Below are 19,408 nucleotides of genomic sequence, written 5' to 3'. Positions count from 1 at the left end.
TCCTCTTCGACGTCAATCAGAGTGAACGTAAATCGTCCACCAATTGCGTCTTCTCTGCTGTTTTTGCATCTTTTTGTTTGATCACGCGTGCTGGTGTACCAGCCACTACGCTACCGGCAGGAACGTCTTCTGTGACGACACTGCCCGCTGCGACGACGGCATCTTTTCCGACGCGGACACCTTCTAAGATGACGGCGTTCGCTCCGATCAAGACACCATCTTCAATGATGACCGGTGTTTTTGAAGGTGGTTCAAGGACCCCTGCGACCACTGCACCGGCACCCACATGAACGTTTTTACCAATCGTTCCGCGTGCACCAACGACGGCGTTCATATCAATCATTGTACCATCTCCGATCGATGCACCGATATTAATGATTGCCCCCATCATGATGACCGCATTGTCGCCGATGACGACATGATCACGAATCCATGAACCTGGTTCGATCCGGGCATTTAAATGACGTGTATCGAGCATGGGAACGGCACTGTTGCGACGGTCATATTCGACGTGCACTTCCGTAATCCGGTCTGCATTCTCTTCTAAGAAAGTTGAAGCAAGTCCTGCATCGGCGAAGAAAATTTTGGATTGATCGGTCCCGAATGCCGTTGCTCCTTCAATCGTCAATCCTGCCAAGTCACCATTGACGTACAGTTTGACGGGCGTTTGTTTTTTCGCATCTTTAATGAACTTCGCAATTTCATAAGCATCAGTTAATAACATGTGAATCCTCCTGTGTGTAGAGCGTCTCCAATGTATAGAGTCCCGCTGATTTTTGAATGAGTGCTTCCGCCGCTTTGATGGCACCTGAAGCGAATACTTTTTTGGATAACGCCGTGTGTTTGATTTCGATCAACTCATCGACGCCGGCAAACAACACTTCGTGTTCGCCGAAAATCGTTCCCCCGCGCATCGAGTGCATCCCGATTTCGTTTGGTTCCCGCTTTTCACGGGTCGACTCCCGTTCGTAGACCGGTTGGACATTTCGTAAATCCTGGATTGTCCGGAGCAACAGCTCCGCCGTCCCGCTCGGTGCATCAACTTTTTGATTGTGGTGTTTCTCAAGCAGTTCGATGTCAAAAGCTCCGGCAAGCGGAACGAGTGTTTTCAACAACTGTTGCATTATCGCGATCCCAAACGACATATTATACGATTGGAAAATCGGAATCTGCTTTGAGGCGTCGCGAATCGTCTGCAGTTCGGCTTCCGAGAAACCGGTCGTCGCAATGACGAGTGGTGTCTTCGTTCTCATGCCGTAATCCAGTAGATCCGGCAACAAGCTCGGGTGTGAGAAATCGATGATCGCATCAACCGATTCCGTCATTTCGGCGAGCGTGCCGTATGAGGGCACACGTTCCGCCGTTTTCGTTTTGTCGATGACAGCGACGACGGCATCCGGTGCCAGTTCATGCACGTAATGTCCGGTCGCTCCGTATCCGTGAATGGCGAGTTTCATCCAACCACTCCTTTATAACTCCGCATCGTCTCAAGCAGGTGCGCATGTCCCGCTTCCGACTGACGGACGAGCGGCAGACGCGGAGCCCCGACGGCAATTCCGATTTCTTCAAGTGCTGCTTTGACAGGAATCGGATTGACGTCGCTGAACAAGGCGGAAATGACAGGCATCAGATCACTCTGAATCCGGCGTGCCGTGTCGTAATCGTTTGCGAGCAGCGCTTCTGCCAAGGCTTGCGTCTCAGCTGGATACGGATTCGACAAGACGGAAATCACGCCTTGTGCCCCCCATGCCATGTACGGAAGAATTTGATCGTCGTTGCCGCAGAAAACGGCAAAGTCGTTTGGTAAAGCCGTCATCAGTTCACCCATGAAGCTGACGTCTCCACTCGCTTCTTTGAACGCTTGGATGTTCGGATGCTTCGCAAGCGTCACGGCAGTCTCAACTGAAATCGCTACCCCCGTACGTGACGGGACGTTATACAGCATGATTGGAAGCGAAACCGCATCCGCGACAGCCGTGAAATGCGCTACGAGCCCGGCTTGTGAAGTTTTATTGTAATACGGTGTCACGAGCATCGCTGCATCGGCACCAAGACGTTCCGCCGCTTGTGTCTTTTCGATTGTCTGCGCCGTATTGTTCGTTCCGGTTCCGGCAATGACAGGCACGCGTCCTGCCGTCACACGGACCGCCGTTTTCAGTAACGTCTCGAACTCTTCATTCGTCAGCGTCGATCCTTCTCCTGTCGTCCCACCGACGACCAGTGCTTGAATGTTTGCCGCGAGTTGTTGTTCGATGAGTTGTTCAAATACGGTTAAATCCAGTTCACCCGTTGACGTGAACGGTGTTGCCAGTGCTGTTCCTGCTCCTTTAAACATGTCGGATTCCTCCCCGTTTCTTAAGAATGGATTGAACTTTCAAGTGCTTGACGCGCCACTTGGACGGCGTTCGAAGCAGCCCCTTTTCGAATGTTGTCGGCAACACACCAGATGTGGAATGTGTTCGCAAGACTCTGATCCTGTCGAATCCGTCCGACGTATACGTCATCCGTTCCACTGGCATCAAGCGGCATCGGATACTGATTTTGACTGACATCATCGACCAAGACGACGCCGGGTGCTTGACGCAATGCTTCGCGGATCACTTCGACCGTCGTCTCCTGCTCAAACGTCACGTTGATCGCAACGGAATGAGCGTTCGTGACCGGGACGCGGACACATGTCGCGCTGACCGGCAACTCCGGTAAGCGGAAGATTTTGCGTGTCTCATCAATCATTTTCTGCTCTTCTTTCGTATACCCATCCGGTAAGAACACATCGATATGCGGCAGGATGTTATCGTGAATCGGGTGCGGATAATTAACCGGTTCTTCGCCGCGGCTGCCGCGGGCCAAATCCTCAATTCCTTTTTGACCCGAACCGGAGACCGCTTGATACGTCGTATAGTTGATACGCTGTAAACCAAACTGCTGAAGTGGTGCCAGGGCAACGACGGATTGAATCGTCGAACAGTTCGGATTGGCGATCAATCGATCATTCGGACCGATTGCCTGCGGGTTTACTTCCGGTACGACGAGCGGGATATCCGCCTGCATCCGGAAAGCACTTGAGTTGTCGACGACGAGTGTTCCTGCTGCAGCGAGTAATGGGGCATACTGTTCACTGATCGTTCCGCCTGCTGCGAACAGTGCGACATCGATGCCGTCTTCTGTGATTTGCTCCGATAATGCTTGAATCGTGACGTCTTGTCCTTTGAACTGAACGGTTTTTCCGGCAGAACGAGCTGAAGCGTAAGCTGAAATTTGACGAACCGGAAAGTCGAGTTCCGCCAAGACTTGCAACATTTTTTGTCCAACGGCGCCTGTTGCTCCAATGACTGCTACATGATACATATGGTTTCCTCCTTACAGGTCAAACGCATTGGCGATTGCTGCGACGGTCCGTTCGATGTCGCCTTGCGCAATCGTATACGAGATGCTGATTTCTGACGTCGTGACTTGATAAAACGTGATGTTTTCCGCCCGGAATGTCGCAAATAATTTCGAAGCGACGCCTGTTGCGTCACGCATTCCGATTCCAACGACCGATAACTTGGCATGTTGGTTATGACGGTCGACTTTGACGGTCGGGAAACGATTGATGATATCCTGCAGGGCTTCTTCCAAAAACTCTTCTTCGTCGAGCGGACAAGAGAACGAGAGGAAAATGTCACTGTCAAACGTCGTCTGACTGATCATATCGATGTTGACGTGACGTCCTGATAACAATTCAAAGATATCTGCGACCGCTGAGTTTGTCTGTGGTACGTGTTTGATCGATACCGTCATGACGTTTTTTGTCACACTGACACTTGTGACCGCTTTTTGTTCCATCGTTTCCGTTGCCTCCATGATCCAAGTCCCTCTTTCCGATTCAAGTGTTTTCCCAACAAAGATGTGTACACCGTATTTTTTACCTAACTCGACACTCCGCATCTCCATGACTTTTGATCCGAGAGCACTCATTTCCATCATCTCATCGTATGAAATGTGCGGAATCGGCTGTGCTGCTGCATGAATCCGTGGATCAGCCGTATAAACGCCGTCAACGTCCGTATAGATTTCACACCGTTTATCGAGAACGGCTGCCAGTGCGACGGCTGTCGTATCCGATCCGCCGCGCCCCAGTGTCGTAACATCCCCCAGTTCATTGACCCCTTGGAAACCAGCGACGATGATGACATCGTAGGTCTCCAGTTTTTTCCGGAGTAATTCACCGTCAATTTGTTTGATTTTACTTTTCGTGTGGAGTCCCATCGTACTGATGCCTGCTTGTGCGCCCGTCTGAGACAAGGCCTTTGTCCCGAGTGAGTTCAAGGCGATGCTGAGCAACGAAATCGTCTGTTCTTCACCGATTGCAAGCAGACGATCGAGTTCGCGCCGTTCCGGTCGATCCGTGATTGCTTGAGCTTGCGCAATCAAGGAGTCTGTCATTTTCCCCATCGCCGACACGACGACGACTAATTTTTCGCCTTGATCCGTCCGATTCTTCAAATAATTCGCAATAGACTGAATCTGTTCGACAGTCGCAACCGAACTACCACCAAATTTAAGTACAGTTGTCACAATCCTATCTCCTTTTGTCCCGAAACAGAAAAAAACGACGGGCCGGTAGGAGCGTTCCTACGGCCCGTCGTTATCACGATCGGACAAACGATGACAGTGTCACTCGTTCTTTTACGTAAGATAGCGCTCCGAAACGTGGGTTTCGGCAGTACAACGGATCTTAACCGTTGTACCAGCAACCAAGAAAAAGCATTTTCTTGTTCACTTCGGCGGATTTCCCCTTTCACATCACTTGGCATGCTTGCCTTTGTAAGTGTTGCTACTGATGTCATCCGCGCCTCTATCTGTCGGTTGTTAGTTACAGTTATAGCAAACATTTTTTGTTAAATCCAGTGATTTGCCAAACTTTTTTGATTTTTTATGATTTTTGAAGGATCTGCTTCGCTTGGGTCAGTTGTTCGCGAACAGCGTTAAAACCTGTCCCGCCGTAACTGCCCCGTCGTGCGACGGCTTGAACCGGATCGAGCAATGGATAGACATCTTCCGTAATGACCGGATGGAATGTCTGATACGTCTCAAGTGTCAAATCCTTCAAGAAACAGCCGATTTGGACACAATGCAGGACGGCTTTGCCGACGATTTCATGCGCTTCCCGGAAAGGAATGCCTTTTGTGACAAGGTAATCGGCCAGTTCCGTTGCATTCGAGAAGTCTTGCATTGTCGCCTTCTTGAGCGCTTCTGTCTTAAACGTAGCGGATTCGAGCATCCCGGTAAAAATCTGAACCGACTGTAAAACCGTATCAGCCGTATCAAAGACGCCTTCCTTATCTTCTTGCATATCTTTATTGTAAGCGAGTGGTAATGCTTTCATCGTCGTCAAGAACCCCATCAAGTTTCCATATACCCGTCCTGTCTTTCCGCGAATCAATTCCGCGAAGTCCGGATTCTTTTTCTGCGGCATCATGCTTGATCCCGTCGAAAACGCATCGGACAGCTCAATGAACGAAAATTCTTGCGACGCCCAGATGATGATTTCTTCACAGAACCGTGACAGGTGCATCATGACCGTCGACGCGATCCCAAGGTATTCAATGACGAAGTCCCGGTCCGAGACGGCGTCCAAACTGTTGGGATAGACGTGTGCAAACCCAAGCAACTCGGCTGACTTGAACCGATTGATCGGGAAAGTCGTTCCGGCGAGTGCACCGGCACCAAGTGGTGACATCCGGACCCGCTTCAAGTTATCCGTCAGTCGCTCGGCATCACGCTCAAACATCCAAAAGTAAGCCAGCAAGTGATGCGCGAGCGAGATCGGTTGGGCACGTTGCAGATGGGTATAGCCGGGCATGACCGTCTCTACATGTTGCTCCGCTTGTTCCGTGATGACGGATTGCAGATTGCGAAGACTCGACAGGAGTTCTAAAACATGCTGCTCCATCCAGAGATGAAGATCAGTTGCGACCTGATCGTTTCGACTGCGCGCTGTATGCAGCTTACCGGCGACAGGACCAATCTGTTCCGTCAATAACCGCTCGAGGTTCATATGGATATCCTCATCAGCAAGTGAATAGACATGCTGGTCAATCGTCGTTTGTAAATGATTAAGTCCGGCTTCGATTTGTTGCCATTCCGTTTCCTCGAGAATCCCTTGTTCGTACAACATCTGTGCATGGGCCAGGCTGCCTTGTAAATCGACAGCCGCCAATTTTTGATCAAATGAGATCGATGCGCCGAAGGCCTCCGCTTGAGCGGAAGCACTTTCCGTAAACCGTCCGCCCCATAGTTTCGTCATTTTTTCACGCCTTCCTGACGATGGACGCTGGCATGTGTCGCAATCGCAAGACCATGCAGTTTGATGAATCCTTTCGCTGCTTCGTGATCAAAGGCATCTTCTTTTGTGTAAGTCGCGAGTTTCTCGTCATACAACGAAACTGTCGATTGACGTCCTGTGACGATCGCGTTCCCTTTATACAGTTTGACACGGACTTCACCGGTCACATCCTGTTGCGTTGCCGTCAAGAAGGCTTTAAGTCCTTTTGTAAGTGGTGCATGGAATAATCCGTTGTAAATGGTTTCTGCATATTGTTTGCTGAGAATCGGTTTAAAGTGAGCAACGTCTTTTGTCAACGTGATTGTTTCGAGTGCTGCATGCGCTTTGAGTAAGACCGTTGCGCCCGGGCATTCATAGACTTCACGTGACTTGATCCCGACCAAACGGTTCTCGACGTGATCAATCCGTCCGACACCATGTGCGCCAGCGATGATATTCAGTTCTGTAATCAGTTTCGCCAGCGGATGCGCTGTTCCGTTAATCGAAACCGGCACGCCCGCTTCAAAGCCGATGATGACTTCTTCTGCTTGATCCGGTGCGTCTTCCGGTGCGACCGTCAAGGCATAAGCATCTTGCGGCGGCTCTGTCCATGGATTTTCAAGGACTCCACATTCATTGCTGCGTCCCCATAAGTTCATGTCAATTGAATACGGGCTGTCGAGATTGATTGGAATCGGCACATCGTTTTCTTTCGCATAGGCGATTTCTTCTTCCCGTGACCATTTCCATTCACGAACAGGCGCAATGACTTCGAGTGACGGATCGAGTGCTGCGACCGAAACTTCAAACCGGACTTGGTCGTTACCTTTTCCGGTACAGCCGTGGGCGACTGCTGTGGCGCCGTGGGCATGAGCCACTTCGACCAGCTTTTCAGCAATCAACGGACGGGATAGGGCGGAAATCAAAGGATAGGCCCCTTCATAATGAGCACCATATTGAAGGGCTGGCAAAACAAATTCATTAGCAAATTCTTCTTTGACATCAAGAACGATGGATTCAATCGCACCGACGAGTAAGGCTTTCTCTTTTATGACCGATAAATCTTTTCCTTCGCCGACATCCATGCATAACGCGACGACATCATAATCCTTGCTCAACCATTTGATGGCAACTGAAGTATCGAGTCCACCGGAATACGCTAAAATCAATTTTTGTTTTGTCATTCTTATTTCCTCCTTGAATTCGACTGTATCTGTCTGTATAAAAATTCACTATGAATTATATATATACATAGACTTTCAAAAAAAGAAACCCTTTTTTCAGGATTTCTTAAAAAACAGCGTTAAATTTTTTTCTCCATCGTCCGGTGCGGGATGCCGGCATCATCAAATTCATCGGAAACAATCGCATAACCAAGCCCTTGATAAAAAGGAATCGCCTGCACCTGGGCACCGAGTGTTAAAATCATCCGACCTTCACGGCGGGCAATCCGTTCCATCGCCTGCATCAGCTCGCCGCCATACCCTTTTCCTCTTGTCGCAGCAAGTGTCGCGACGCGTTCGACCTTCATCCGTTGCTCGTCATACGGGCGGGTCCGCCCTGTTGCGACGGGACGATTCTGCTCATCGAGTACGAGCAAATGAATCGCTGTTTCATCATGAGCATCATATTCCAAATTACGAGGAACGCCTTGTTCCTCGACAAAAACCCGTTCACGGATCATTCGAACCGCTTGTTGCTGCTCTGCTGTTTTCACTTGAATTACTGTCATGTATGTAATTCCTCCTTTACTGCTTCGATATAAGCTTGTGCCTCTTCGTGGGTCTGGAATAATGCCTGAGCATTGTTTTCACTTCCACCACCACGTCCATTAAACTGTTTTAAATGTGTTTTGGCAAATTGTCCGAGATGAATGGAACCGGAACTGCACATGAATAATTTTTTAGCTGTCTCGTTCCAAACGAATCCTGTCCGCCCTGCTTCTGCCAAGGCTTTCACCAGCTTTTCTGAAAAGCGGATGTCCTCCTGGTCATGTCGCACGGTGAGAATCGATTCGTCCGTAGTCAGGATTTGTTTTAAGACCGTTTTGACATGCATATCTTCAGTCTGTCCAATTTGACGATTCAGACGTACTTGCTCCTGCTTCAATTCATCCACAACAAGATGAACTTGGTCTTTTTTAGCGGACAACGTCCGTGCCGCCTCTGCTAAGGCACGCCGTTCGGTCGTCAGTAATCGGAACGCCCGATCTTTTGCCACATACGCTAAGCGGATATTTCCCCGCACCTTTTCCAGTCCCGTGAATAAAATCAGTTCCAGTTCCGATGTCGAGGCAAGATGCGTCCCTCCACAAGCACTATAATCCAGTTCTCCGATCTGAACGACTCGAATTTCGCCTGTGACCTGTGGTGTTTTTCGTAAGGGTAACTGGAGTGCCGCTTCTTCTGTATACTCTGTTGCCGTGATCGGCAGTTTAGCTTGAATCACCATCCGTAACCGTTCTTCCAGACGATTTTGAAGTGTGTCGTCCCAGGTATCGAGATCGAGATCAAGAGTCGATTCTTCCGTGCCGGTCCGGAAACTGACCGTCTTGATTTGGAATTCGTCTTGAAGAATTGCGGAAATGACATGTTGCGCCGTATGCTGCGCCGCATGATCCGTTCGAATGTCATCATCGACTTCACCTTGCACTTCGGTTTCAAGGAGTGGACTTGCCAGACGATGCCAAACGTATCCCTCTTTAATCTGGACATCCAAAACAGGAATACCGTTTAGCGTGCCCCGATCGGCAGGCTGTCCCCCACTTTCCGGATAAAAGTAACTTTGTTCTAATGTCACCCAATATCCTTGTTCTTCTTTTGTACCCGTCACGATCGATTCGAAAGTCCGGACGTCTGGATAAATTTGTTCAGAACGCATCTTCATTCCACCTTTTTTACACTGAATTTGCTTCTATTATGCCACAAATCACGTGCAATCGTTTGTCGACATGTCTATTTCCTAGTACACTAGATGAAAGACTATCGACCGCGAAGGGACGAAATGCCGTGATTCAGCATATCAATAAAAATTCACCACTTCCAATCTACTACCAAATCGAAGCTGCTTTAAAACAACAAATCGAGAACGGTCTGTTACAGCCAGGTGATTTAATTCCGTCCGAACGTGAATTCGCAGAGGCCCATCAAATCAGCCGAATGACGGTCCGTCAAGCGATTTCGAATTTAGTGAATGCCGGCTATCTGATCCGTCAAAAAGGGCGCGGCACGTTCGTCGCCAATAAAAAAATCGTCATGCAATTGTCTGGGTTGACCAGTTTTTCAGAAGAGATGGAGCATCTTGGATTGGAGCCGACGAGTGAACTGTTGTCGTATCAAATGATCGCCGCTGAAATGACGATTGCCAATAAACTCGGTATCCGTGAAGGCGCGAACGTATACGAGTTGAAACGGTTACGGATTGCAAACAATCAGCCGCTTGCACTAGAGACCGTGTATATTCCGGAACAGTTGTTGCCGGGTTTAAACCAAGAAGTCGCCATCACTTCCCTTTATGCCTTTGCCGAGGCAAGCGGGCTTAATCTCGGTCGTGCCAGCCAGACTTTTGAATCACGTCTTGCGACAAAGGAAGAAGCCCAGCACTTGGGATTATCCGTCAATTCTCCGGTTTTGTCCGTCGAACAGTTAACTTTCCTTGCGACCAATCAACCGTTTGAATATGTCATCTCAGCATACCGTGGTGACCGGTATACGTTTACGGTCGAAATGGAACGACAACGCTGATTCTTATCTGAAAACAGGAGGGGATTCAATTCCTCTCCTGTTTTTGAATAAAAAAAGCACACGTTTCAGGATGCTTTCCAAGAAAGTATCTGAAACGTGTGCTTTTGAGAACTGTCTGTTTTAAACAGTTATTGAATGGTTGTTGGCTCTACTGTCGTCGAATCTGTGTCTACCGGCGTTTCCGTCTCATCCTTGATTGGATATACTTCCTGTCCTTGCATCGCCTTCATCAAGTTTGATTTGACGCGGTCGAGTTGATTCGGATCCAAATGGTACTCCCATTTGCCGCTGATTCCAATATATCCTTCACCCGCGAGCTGATACTCGGTCGTATTGCGTAACGCAGTTGTAAAATCTACTAAACGAAGGTAATCGTTTGGTCCTAAGTTTGTTTCGACGTTGTCTCCAACAGCATCTAAGATGTCACGGTAGGCGCCAAGCGAACGGAAGCTTGCTGCTTCTTTCGCTACCGCTTGAATGACCTGCATCTGCTTTTGTCCCCGACCGATGTCTCCGAGCGGATCATCATGACGATTTCGTACATACGCCAATGCTTGTTCCCCTGTCAGATGTTGCATACCTTTATCGACCGTAATCGTTCCTGCCTTACGGGCTGAATCCTGTTCTTTGAAGGCGTAGCGGACATCCACGTCCACACCATTTAAGGCATCAATCAACTGAACAAACCCTTGGAAATTCACTTTAACAACATGATTGATGTCAATACCAAGTAAATTTTCAGTCGTCTCGCGTGCCAGCTTAATTCCATTATATGAGCTCGATTGATCCATCGAACCGAAATAATGGGCGTGCGTAATCTTGTCTTGTTCAATACCGGTCTTTCCGTAAGGGACGTCGTATTTCGAATAATCGATATTGACGAGCGAATCCCGTGGAATGCTGGTTAGCACCAATTGCTCGGTCTTTTTATTCAAGACCCCGACAATCATGACGTCCGACCGTGCCGGCTCCTTTCTTGATTTACTTGCTTTTGTTTCATCCGTCCCTAAAATCAAAAACGATTCGGATGGAACATCGTCGTATTTTGAACTGACTTTTGATCCCGGAATCTTGATTTGTGTACGTGCCAATGTTTCCTGCGTTTTTATGAAAACCGCTCCCGCGTAACCGGAACCGATAACAGTCAAAAGTAATACCAAGGCCGCAATCACTTTGATGAACATCTTGCCAGCACTCGGTTGCTTCTTTCTTGCTGATCTCGTCTGCATCCGTAAGCCCTCATTTTCATGTAAATTTTCTGTAAAGTTCACTATTCTCCATTATCCGTACTTTTATTAAAAAGTCAATTTACGTTTCCGTTAAAATCATGTGATTCACCATTGCCCTATCACACGATTTAAGAGTCAACACAAGAAAACCCGTCCTTCATAAAAGCGGTTTTTTTAAGTCCGCTCTCATCAAAGACGAGTTGATCTGTTCGATTCATTTCATAAAATTCATATACGCTGCACGTCCGGTTCGTTTTGCTTCTTCCGACAACAGACCGGCTGCTTCTTCGTCCAAAACGACCATGACATCCGCATGACGTTGCAAAATGGTAGCCGGGCATTCAGTCGTTGCCGGTCCTTCCATCATATCGCGTACAGCTTCCGCTTTCCGTGCGCTTGACGCAACAAGCAGAATTTTTTTCGCTTCCATGATGGTTCCGATTCCCATCGTGATGGCTTTCACCGGGACATCTTTCAGTTCATCAAAAAATCGTTGGTTGGCTTGTCGGGTCGATTCCGTCAATTCCGTGACATGTGTTTTGGCATCAAACGGTGTTCCGGGTTCGTTAAAGGCGATGTGACCGTTTGATCCAATACCGAGCAGTTGTAAATCAATTCCGAGCTTTCGGACAAGCTGTTCGTATCGTTCACTTTCCTGAACCGGATCCACTGTATTCCCGATTGGAAGGTGGGATTGTTTAAACGATATGCTGTTAAACAGGTGTTCGTTCATGAACGTATGGTAACTGTGCGGATGATCCGGTGCCAGTCCGACGTATTCATCCAAGTTGACGGTCGTTACGTGCCGGCAGTCCGGCTGGTCTTTGCGCCATTCTTCATATACACCGAGTGGAGAGCTTCCGGTCGCAAGACCAATCGTCAGTCCTTCCGGATGTCTCATTATTTCTTGTTTAATCAGTTGATAAGAAACGTTCGCCAGTTCCTCGCCTTTTTCTACTATCATCCATTTCATTTATCTTTACCCCTCTCGTTTTTGGAAATGATGGATTATCCCACGATGTATCGTTTGTTCGACGTTCAGATCGGTATCGAGTACAACAAAATCGGCATCTTTCCCTTGCTCAAGCCGTCCTTTTTGCGTTAATCCGAACTCTTCTGCTTGATTGACTGATGTCATCTGTACCGCTTGTTCCAGTGAACAACCGGTAAAAGCGATGATATTCCGTAAAGCTTGATCCATCGTCAAGACGCTTCCCGCCAAGCTTCCGTTCATCAACCGAGCTGCCCCCTCTTTTACCTCTACCGCCTGCCCGCCCAGTTCATACGCTCCGTCAGATAGTCCTTTCGCCCGCATCGCATCTGTGATGATCGTCAACCGCTCCGGTCCCTTCATCCGGTAAGCGAATTCCACCATTTCTTTCGAACTGTGAATTCCATCCGGAATGATTTCTGCAAATACTGTCCGTTCCAACAAACAATAGCCGACCGTCCCCGGTTCCCGGTGGTGCAGGGCACGCATCTGGTTATAGAGATGCGTTCCGTGCGTTACATTGCCTGTACGATTTTCCTCAAAGGTCGCATCGGTATGTCCGGCCGACGGAACCGCTCCCGTTTCTCGAACTGCGGTTTCGAAAGCACGTGCCCCGGAACGTTCTGGAGCATAGGTCACGAGCTTAATGTGATTCCCGGAAGCCTGTTGCCATTTTAAAAACTGTTCGACGTCCGGTTCGACGATGAATGCAAGAGGTTGTGCCCCTGCATAATCAGGATTAATGAAAGGTCCTTCGAGATGAATGCCTTCAATGGTCGTTTGACGGGTCTCAATGACGTCCCGCGCTGCTTGAAGAGCGCACGTGATTTGTTCCCAGTCTTGTGTAATCGTCGTTGCAAAAAATGACGTCACACCCTCTGCGAGCATCGCCTCACTCAAACGGACTAAAGCCTCTCGGTCCCCGTCCATCGTGTCGACATCATATCCACCGTGAATGTGCACATCGATCATTCCCGGAATGATTCGTTTTCCTTTGAGATCAATAACCTCTTCATCCTGTGCCGTATAGTCGGTCATCGCTCCGATTTCTTGAATCGTTTGACAAAACCGGATAAACCCACTTTGAATGACAGTTTGTCCTGTATAAATTTCTGCATGGATGATACTTGTCATAGGTATTCTTCCTTTCTTCTCTGAATTCCGCTACTTTCAACTTCTGCATGTCCAGTATACTGCCATTTATTCTAGTTGTATAGACCTTTATACATTTAAATGATTATTCAAAAAAGAAGACTCCGACGTGACCATCGGAATCTTCTGCTCATTACGGTAATAAAATGCGATCTTTCTTCTTTGAAATCAAACGGGTCGCTTTCAAAATAGCAAGCGTCAAGGACTGACGTTTCCGATACGCAAGATAACGACCTTCCCATTTTGGATCGTACTTCTCTTTATAACGTCTTAAGCCGGTGAAACTGTACATGTAACGAATATTATTGAAGACATCGGCTGCCACCCGTTCCTGCCAAAAAGATGTCTCGTCTTCACCAACCGAAGACAACGGAGCCATTCCCATGTTAAACGTATGATAGCCCTGCTCCGTCGCATAATCAAACAGACGGATAAACATCGCATCCATGATTCCGTTTGGACCTTCCGGGCGAAAACGCATCAAATCAATCGACAGGACACCTTCTTGATAAGCCGGCATGAACGTCATGAAACCAAGCATCTCGTTTCCTGCATCGCGCATAATACCGATTGGGGCTTGATTCAGATAAGACACATCGAAATAACCGAGGGAGAATCCTTTTTCAGATTTACTGCCGAGCCATTCATCTGAAACCTCCTGCAGTTGCTGAATCAAAGATTCACTGAACGGAGGAGAGAGCACTTCAAACGTCATCCCTTCACGCTCAAATCGGTTTTTAATGGATCGTAAGCCAGCCCGTTTTTTTCCGGAAACCGTAAATGTCGTCATGTCGACTATCGCTTCTTCTCCAAGCTTAAAGAAATTAAAGCCGAAATCATGATACAGCGACATGTTTTGTGCTTGAATCTGATAGATATTCGGAATGTATCCAAGGTCCTCGACACGTCGCAAAAAACAAGCAATCAATTGCGAGTGTTCCTCAGAATTCCCACTCGGATCGCCAAGCATCATGATCCGGTTGCCGGTTTGACTGAACTGAATGAACGAACGTCCGGACTCCGAGAAGAAAAAGCGTTTATCACCTAAAAAAGCGAGATGACTTAAGTAGTTTCCGCCTTCTTCCATCAGGACATTCCTTACTTTTTGTAAATCCAATTTTTCCCCGAGAATCGGTTGGTTGAATGTGTTGAATAAACGGATAAAGACGAGCAAGTAAACCAGTGCAAAAATCGTCGCACTCACTGCAAACATAAAGATTTCGTGTGCCGGATATACTTTCGTTCCGTCCGCCGAACCAAGTGTATAAAAAGCGTATCCGAAAAAGACGAACCCGCCGATGTATAATACCCATGCCCCTGCCGACCGAATTAAACGTGTCGTCGTAATCAACGTCCGTTCACGATGAAAAGCGTTTCTTGACATTGTGACCAACACCAAGACAATCAGAACGACGGATAAGGAGATTAAATTAAATCCACGCAACGCCATTCCGATTAAAGCGAAAACGGAGACTCCATAGACCATATAAAGTGATCGTTTCGTCCGTCGGTACAGAGACGGGGCAAGCAAGACATACAATAAGCCGGCCATCAGAAAGAAACTGTTCGCAAGCAGCAACAATTCGTGGGGCAAACGTCCTTCCAGATACTCATACTGCGTGGAATTCGGCGGCAGGATGGCAAGACCCCAAATCGTGATGCCTGCGAGTAAGGTAATCAAGGCTAACGTAAAGTGCCGCACCTTACTTAAAAACCGTAACTGAAGACGCCAAATGACACCGCCGACCTCGACGGACGGACCAACAATCGGTTTATCTTCGATCATCTTGACGACGGGTCCGCTGAATTCGCGGGCCGAGAAGATGACACCGATGACGAACGGAATCAAGTAATAGACCAGACGATAAATCAATAAACCGGTCAACACGATACCTTCTTCGACACCTGCACGCTGCATACCAATCAAAAAGACAAGGTCAAACGAGCCGAATCCCCCCGGAACCATCGAAATCAAACCGGCTGTCGCAGCGATGATGAAGACACCGATGACTTTTGAGAAACTGACGTCTGTTCCAAGTGCCGCTAAGATGAAATAAACAACCACACCGGCACTGAACCATTCCGCGAGCGAAACAAGGGAATACAGGGCAATCGATGACGGTCGGATACTGCTGCTTCCCCGTCGGAACGTAAACAACAGATAGACCGGGAAAAAGAAGGCAACACCGATAATAACCGGCCAAAGCCATTTCTTCAGTTCCAATACTTCAAATGCCGGAAAGACATTCACTAACGACAAAGCCGATAAAATCGACAACCCGCTGATTAAAGTCGGAGCCATCCAACCAATGGCTTTGAGTAACCGGCTTCCTTCTACGAACGGACGGTAAAGCGCCGTCCGGACCCCTATTCCCGCCAGTCCGCCAAAGCCGATAATACCGTTAAACGAGTTGGCAATCCAGGACGCCCGAAAAATCAAGCCAAGCGGAACTTTCACTTGGAGAGAGCGCAATAAAAAATAATCATAAAAGAACATCGTTGCGACGGCAGCCAGTCCCGCCAAAATCAACAGAATAAATTCCCAGGATGGAATTTGCTGAATCGCCCGAATCGATTCTTTTAACGATAAGCTTTTCAATTCATTTTGTCCTTGATAAAAAATGAAGGCAATCAAGATAATCGGCAAAATGATTTTCGCCACCGTCAACAGACGTTGTTTATTGAATCTCATTTTACGACCTCCTTTGATTTTCTGACCAGATGCATCAAGCGGAGCAAGAGGAGACTTGCTCCGACAGCGAGTCCGATGATCAATCCCCACCAATATCCGTCTGGTCCGAGTGCTGTAAACCGCTCGAAGTAAAAGCCAAGCGGAAGACCGATAACCCAGTACGCTGTAATGGTTAAAATAAACGTGACGTTTACATCCTTGAATCCGCGAAGAGCGCCTTGTGTCGGCGCGGCAACCGCATCAGACAACTGAAAGAATATCGCTAAAATCATGAAATGTGCCGCCATTTTGATGACAGCAGGATCATTGCTGTAAAGCGCTGCGATTTGTTCGTTTTGCACATACAGCAATCCACCGGAAAACAACGACACGACCAAACACAGCAATAAACCGATCCACACATACTGGACGGCGTCTTTGACCCGTTTCGCCCCCATCTCAAATCCGACGGTAATCGTTAAGGCCGACGCTGCCGAGAGTGGAATCATGTACACAAACGAAGCAAAATTAATCGCTGCTTGATACGCGCCAATGACGACATCGCCGTAGGCACCAAGTAACAACGTGACGGCTGAAAAGATACTGACTTCGGAAAAAATAGCTAAGCCAATCGGAGCACCCAGCAGAACCAGTTCTTTGATCCGGCTGACATCTGGCTTATAAAAGCGTCTGAGAATCCCAAGCCGTTGAAAAAGTTCACCTTTTAAAACGACACCGACAACTGCGATACATAAAATCCAATACGTGATTGCTGTCGCAACACCGGCTCCGATTCCACCAAGTTCCGGAAAACCAAACTTTCCGAAGATAAACAGATAATTGAAAGCGACATTAACGGGTAAAGAGAATAATAATAATGTCATCGTGATGTTCGATTTGCCCAGCGAATCAATTAAAGTGCGCAGGACGAAGAAAACGAACATCGGAATGATACCAAAACCCAACATGATGAGATAGACGCGGGCGACGTGACGCGCCTCATCCGATAATTCCATTTGATGCAAAATCGGATTAACGAACACCAGTCCAAGCAGAAGTGTCAGTACGATGATAGCGACGGACACATATAGAGCCTGAATCACGATTCGTTTGACTTCCCGTTCTTTTCTCGCTCCCATCGCTTGCGAAACAAGCGGAGCGACTGCGAGTAATATCCCTGTCAATCCCGTATAGACCGGCGCCCATAAACTGGCTCCGACTCCGACTCCGGCTAAATCTGCTGAACCATATCGACCTGCCATGACCGTATCAAAAAAACTAATTAAGTAAAACGCTACCTGTGTGACCAGGATGGGAAAGAAAATCTTCATGAATTGTTGAATCTTTCCCGACAGCGTAGTTGTTTCTAACATTGTTCCACCACATTTCGGGGCAATAGACACCCTATTTTTTATTAAACTGTTCAGGTTTATTTTTTATTCTACGTAAATGATTGAAGGAGGGATTCATATGAAGCATCGTGATGCTGAAAATTTGACGTTTGAGTTACTTGAAACATGGTCAACGTTTAATCATTATGCCAAAGAGGCGCAAACGTTTAACAATCCGGAAGATGTTCATCAGGCACGGATCCGTTTACGTAAGCTGATTACTTTCGCTAAACTGTTGGATCAAACGGAAGAACCGATTTATTTGATTTGGAAACGTTTGATGGCTGCTTTTGGTCAAGTCCGGGATTTGGACGTCCAACTGAGTCAACAACCCGTCGATTCTCCCATTGAACAGTTATTTGCCGAGCATTTGGCGCTTCAACTTCAAGGCAAGCGGGCTACGTTGCTTGAAACGATGCACCTGCTGATTTCCGATGAGCTCGACCGGTCCGTCCGGCGATTTTTGGCCGGCCGCTTGACCAAACAATTAAAACGAATGGATGAACAAGAGTTGTTGCAAACGGCTGAAAAACGATTTGACAAAAAAAAGCTTCACTACGAAAAAGTTCAACATCAGGAAGGCCGTAAACGAATCCACATGATGCATGAACTTCGGCTCGCGACAAAATTTTACCGCTATACAGTCGAGTATTTACGTCCGTACACAGATGTCCCCAAATCTTCCGTCGATCGACTGAAGCGTATTCAAACACAGCTCGGCGATATCAACGACACGTATAATCGTCTCGAACGTTGGCGAATTTTTACCGTTCCAGCTGCTCAACGGATCGAGCAACAAAAAGAAATCGACCGCTTGGAGAAAAAACTGTCAAAACGGCTCGATCAGCTCTCCTTTAGTTAAGGATGGCGCTGGACAAGTAATTCAAGCATCTTTGTTCCGGCAATCGAATTGCCTTTTAAATCCAGTGCCGGTCCAAAAATACCGATACCAAGATCCGCCATATCAAAATCGCTTCGACCGCACGCGACGATGGCTCCGGACACACCACTTTTCCCCGGTAATCCGACTTGAACAGAAAATTCACCGGACGCATCATACATGCCGCATGTCGTCATGATTGCCCGGATGATTCGGGCATTACGTCGGGAAATGACTTGATGGCCGGAAGGAGTTTTACCGGACTGACTTAAAATTTTCCCCATCATCGCGAGTCCTTTACAATTGGTTAAAATCGCACACTGTTTCGTATAGACATCGATGATTTCTTCGACGTTTCCTTCAATGACCCCATGATACCGCATGAAATAGAGTAAGGCACGATTCAAATCCGTCGTCTCAAATTCGGATTTGGCGACTTCGGCATCATATTTGACCATTTCGAAATCAATATCGAGTAAATCGGCAATGAATTGACGTAACCGGTCCAATTTATCTGCAGCATTTTCTCCAGGCAACATGCTCGTAACAGCCAGCGCACCGGCATTGATCATCGGATTCAGCGGTTTTGTCGGAATCGTCTCTTCCAGTTTCGCAATCGAGTTGAAGGCATCACCCGTCGGCTCCATTCCGACTTTCGAGAAAACATAGTCTTCACCAAATGTCTCGAGGACAAATGCCAACGTAATGATTTTCGATACACTTTGTAAAGTGAACATCGTTTCGGCGTCTCCCGCCGAAACAAAACTGCCATCTGCATTACAGACGGCAATACCAAGCTGTGTCGGTTCCGATTTGGCAAGTTCCGGTATATAACTGGCCACCTGTCCGAGGACTGTATACGGACGGCATTCAGCGATTAATTCTTCGAGTTGTTGTTGCGTTACATTCATTGAAGTCCCTCTTCCTGTCGTTTTTAATAGCTTATCATGCTTTACAGAAACGAGATATGCTGTTCTTCGGTTTCCTGTTTCATCCCGTTAAAAAGGTCGCCTCTCCTTTAATCGTTAAAGGAGGAGGCGA

General features: G+C 47.7%; 17 protein-coding genes and 1 riboswitch. Of the genes, 2 read left to right on the top strand and 15 right to left on the bottom strand.

Going from position 1 to position 19,408, the window contains the following annotated elements; all coding sequences use genetic code 11:
* Positions 1 to 16: 16 nt before the first annotated feature.
* From dapD to ACHA8N_RS04980, 9 genes are all read right to left on the bottom strand, one after another.
* On the bottom strand, positions 17 to 724 hold the full coding sequence (gene dapD, locus ACHA8N_RS05020) for a 2,3,4,5-tetrahydropyridine-2,6-dicarboxylate N-acetyltransferase (RefSeq protein WP_147512297.1): 708 nt from the start codon (positions 722 to 724) through the stop codon (positions 17 to 19).
* Entirely contained in the window at positions 711 to 1,457 is a 747-nt protein-coding gene (gene dapB / locus ACHA8N_RS05015; RefSeq protein ID WP_393964937.1) for a 4-hydroxy-tetrahydrodipicolinate reductase, read from the bottom strand. The genes dapD and dapB overlap by 14 nt, the downstream gene beginning before the upstream one ends.
* A complete protein-coding gene (gene dapA / locus ACHA8N_RS05010; protein WP_119923669.1) occupies positions 1,454 to 2,335 on the bottom strand; it encodes a 4-hydroxy-tetrahydrodipicolinate synthase in 882 nt (293 codons plus the stop codon). The genes dapB and dapA overlap by 4 nt, the downstream gene beginning before the upstream one ends.
* A gap of 20 nt (positions 2,336 to 2,355) precedes the next feature.
* The gene (locus ACHA8N_RS05005; protein ID WP_393964936.1) at positions 2,356 to 3,348 is read right to left on the bottom strand and encodes an aspartate-semialdehyde dehydrogenase; all 993 of its coding nucleotides are present in this window, start codon (positions 3,346 to 3,348) and stop codon (positions 2,356 to 2,358) included.
* Between the two features lie 12 nt (positions 3,349 to 3,360).
* Complete coding sequence (locus ACHA8N_RS05000) at positions 3,361 to 4,560, bottom strand: aspartate kinase (RefSeq protein WP_393964935.1); 1,200 nt, start codon at positions 4,558 to 4,560, stop codon at positions 3,361 to 3,363.
* A gap of 113 nt (positions 4,561 to 4,673) precedes the next feature.
* A riboswitch (Lysine riboswitch) is annotated at positions 4,674 to 4,851 on the bottom strand.
* A 67-nt stretch (positions 4,852 to 4,918) separates the two neighbouring features.
* Positions 4,919 to 6,292 (bottom strand): argininosuccinate lyase, encoded by a 1,374-nt coding sequence (gene argH / locus ACHA8N_RS04995; RefSeq protein WP_393964934.1) that lies wholly within the window; start codon positions 6,290 to 6,292, stop codon positions 4,919 to 4,921.
* Entirely contained in the window at positions 6,289 to 7,494 is a 1,206-nt protein-coding gene (locus ACHA8N_RS04990; RefSeq protein ID WP_393964933.1) for an argininosuccinate synthase, read from the bottom strand. Before ACHA8N_RS04990 ends, argH begins: the two co-directional genes overlap by 4 nt.
* 119 nt (positions 7,495 to 7,613) lie before the next feature.
* A complete protein-coding gene (locus tag ACHA8N_RS04985; protein ID WP_393964932.1) occupies positions 7,614 to 8,042 on the bottom strand; it encodes a GNAT family N-acetyltransferase in 429 nt (142 codons plus the stop codon).
* On the bottom strand, positions 8,039 to 9,190 hold the full coding sequence (locus ACHA8N_RS04980) for an alanyl-tRNA editing protein (RefSeq protein ID WP_393964931.1): 1,152 nt from the start codon (positions 9,188 to 9,190) through the stop codon (positions 8,039 to 8,041). The genes ACHA8N_RS04985 and ACHA8N_RS04980 overlap by 4 nt, the downstream gene beginning before the upstream one ends.
* Positions 9,191 to 9,318: 128 nt before the next feature.
* Here ACHA8N_RS04980 and phnF point away from each other — a divergent pair, with 128 nt between their 5' ends.
* Positions 9,319 to 10,053, top strand: coding sequence for a phosphonate metabolism transcriptional regulator PhnF (phnF, locus tag ACHA8N_RS04975; protein WP_393964930.1), 735 nt, complete (start codon positions 9,319 to 9,321; stop codon positions 10,051 to 10,053).
* Positions 10,054 to 10,181: 128 nt separating this feature from the next.
* Here the strand turns inward: phnF and ACHA8N_RS04970 are convergent, their stop codons facing one another.
* The 5 genes from ACHA8N_RS04970 to ACHA8N_RS04950 all read right to left on the bottom strand — a co-directional run bounded on the left by ACHA8N_RS04970 (position 10,182) and on the right by ACHA8N_RS04950 (position 17,469).
* Entirely contained in the window at positions 10,182 to 11,282 is a 1,101-nt protein-coding gene (locus ACHA8N_RS04970) for an LCP family protein (RefSeq protein ID WP_147512305.1), read from the bottom strand.
* Between the two features lie 214 nt (positions 11,283 to 11,496).
* Positions 11,497 to 12,255, bottom strand: coding sequence for a glucosamine-6-phosphate deaminase (gene nagB / locus ACHA8N_RS04965; RefSeq protein WP_147512306.1), 759 nt, complete (start codon positions 12,253 to 12,255; stop codon positions 11,497 to 11,499).
* Between the two features lie 6 nt (positions 12,256 to 12,261).
* Positions 12,262 to 13,407 carry an N-acetylglucosamine-6-phosphate deacetylase gene (nagA, locus tag ACHA8N_RS04960; RefSeq protein WP_393964929.1) on the bottom strand — a complete coding sequence of 382 codons (1,146 nt, stop codon included), beginning with the start codon at positions 13,405 to 13,407 and terminating at the stop codon, positions 12,262 to 12,264.
* Between the two features lie 151 nt (positions 13,408 to 13,558).
* Positions 13,559 to 16,117: a bifunctional lysylphosphatidylglycerol flippase/synthetase MprF gene (gene mprF, locus ACHA8N_RS04955; protein ID WP_393964928.1), complete on the bottom strand. Its 2,559-nt coding sequence runs from the start codon at positions 16,115 to 16,117 to the stop codon at positions 13,559 to 13,561.
* A complete protein-coding gene (locus tag ACHA8N_RS04950; protein ID WP_393964927.1) occupies positions 16,114 to 17,469 on the bottom strand; it encodes an MATE family efflux transporter in 1,356 nt (451 codons plus the stop codon). The genes mprF and ACHA8N_RS04950 overlap by 4 nt, the downstream gene beginning before the upstream one ends.
* A gap of 97 nt (positions 17,470 to 17,566) precedes the next feature.
* On the opposite strand from ACHA8N_RS04950, the gene ACHA8N_RS04945 reads away from it, so the two are divergent.
* Positions 17,567 to 18,349 (top strand): CHAD domain-containing protein, encoded by a 783-nt coding sequence (locus tag ACHA8N_RS04945; RefSeq protein WP_147512310.1) that lies wholly within the window; start codon positions 17,567 to 17,569, stop codon positions 18,347 to 18,349.
* On the opposite strand, the gene glsA is transcribed toward ACHA8N_RS04945, so the two are convergent.
* The gene (gene glsA, locus ACHA8N_RS04940) at positions 18,346 to 19,278 is read right to left on the bottom strand and encodes a glutaminase A (protein ID WP_147512311.1); all 933 of its coding nucleotides are present in this window, start codon (positions 19,276 to 19,278) and stop codon (positions 18,346 to 18,348) included. The genes ACHA8N_RS04945 and glsA overlap by 4 nt on opposite strands.
* Positions 19,279 to 19,408 lie beyond the last annotated feature (130 nt).

Source organism: Exiguobacterium sp. S22-S28 (genome assembly GCF_043359615.1).
Classification (GTDB): domain Bacteria; phylum Bacillota; class Bacilli; order Exiguobacteriales; family Exiguobacteriaceae; genus Exiguobacterium_A.
This window is presented reverse-complemented; position numbering and strand designations above follow the sequence as displayed.

Bases quoted from the DNA above. Each gene is read 5' to 3' on its own strand.
- dapD (WP_147512297.1), bottom strand. From the start codon at position 724: ATGTTATTAACTGATGCTTATGAAATTGCGAAGTTCATTAAAGATGCG.
- dapB (WP_393964937.1), bottom strand. From the start codon at position 1,457: ATGAAACTCGCCATTCACGGATACGGAGCGACCGGACATTACGTGCAT.
- dapA (WP_119923669.1), bottom strand. From the start codon at position 2,335: ATGTTTAAAGGAGCAGGAACAGCACTGGCAACACCGTTCACGTCAACG.
- ACHA8N_RS05005 (WP_393964936.1), bottom strand. From the start codon at position 3,348: ATGTATCATGTAGCAGTCATTGGAGCAACAGGCGCCGTTGGACAAAAA.
- argH (WP_393964934.1), bottom strand. From the start codon at position 6,292: ATGACGAAACTATGGGGCGGACGGTTTACGGAAAGTGCTTCCGCTCAA.
- ACHA8N_RS04990 (WP_393964933.1), bottom strand. From the start codon at position 7,494: ATGACAAAACAAAAATTGATTTTAGCGTATTCCGGTGGACTCGATACT.
- ACHA8N_RS04985 (WP_393964932.1), bottom strand. From the start codon at position 8,042: ATGACAGTAATTCAAGTGAAAACAGCAGAGCAGCAACAAGCGGTTCGA.
- ACHA8N_RS04980 (WP_393964931.1), bottom strand. From the start codon at position 9,190: ATGCGTTCTGAACAAATTTATCCAGACGTCCGGACTTTCGAATCGATC.
- ACHA8N_RS04970 (WP_147512305.1), bottom strand. From the start codon at position 11,282: ATGCAGACGAGATCAGCAAGAAAGAAGCAACCGAGTGCTGGCAAGATG.
- nagB (WP_147512306.1), bottom strand. From the start codon at position 12,255: ATGAAATGGATGATAGTAGAAAAAGGCGAGGAACTGGCGAACGTTTCT.
- nagA (WP_393964929.1), bottom strand. From the start codon at position 13,407: ATGACAAGTATCATCCATGCAGAAATTTATACAGGACAAACTGTCATT.
- mprF (WP_393964928.1), bottom strand. From the start codon at position 16,117: ATGAGATTCAATAAACAACGTCTGTTGACGGTGGCGAAAATCATTTTG.
- ACHA8N_RS04950 (WP_393964927.1), bottom strand. From the start codon at position 17,469: ATGTTAGAAACAACTACGCTGTCGGGAAAGATTCAACAATTCATGAAG.
- ACHA8N_RS04945 (WP_147512310.1), top strand. From the start codon at position 17,567: ATGAAGCATCGTGATGCTGAAAATTTGACGTTTGAGTTACTTGAAACA.
- glsA (WP_147512311.1), bottom strand. From the start codon at position 19,278: ATGAATGTAACGCAACAACAACTCGAAGAATTAATCGCTGAATGCCGT.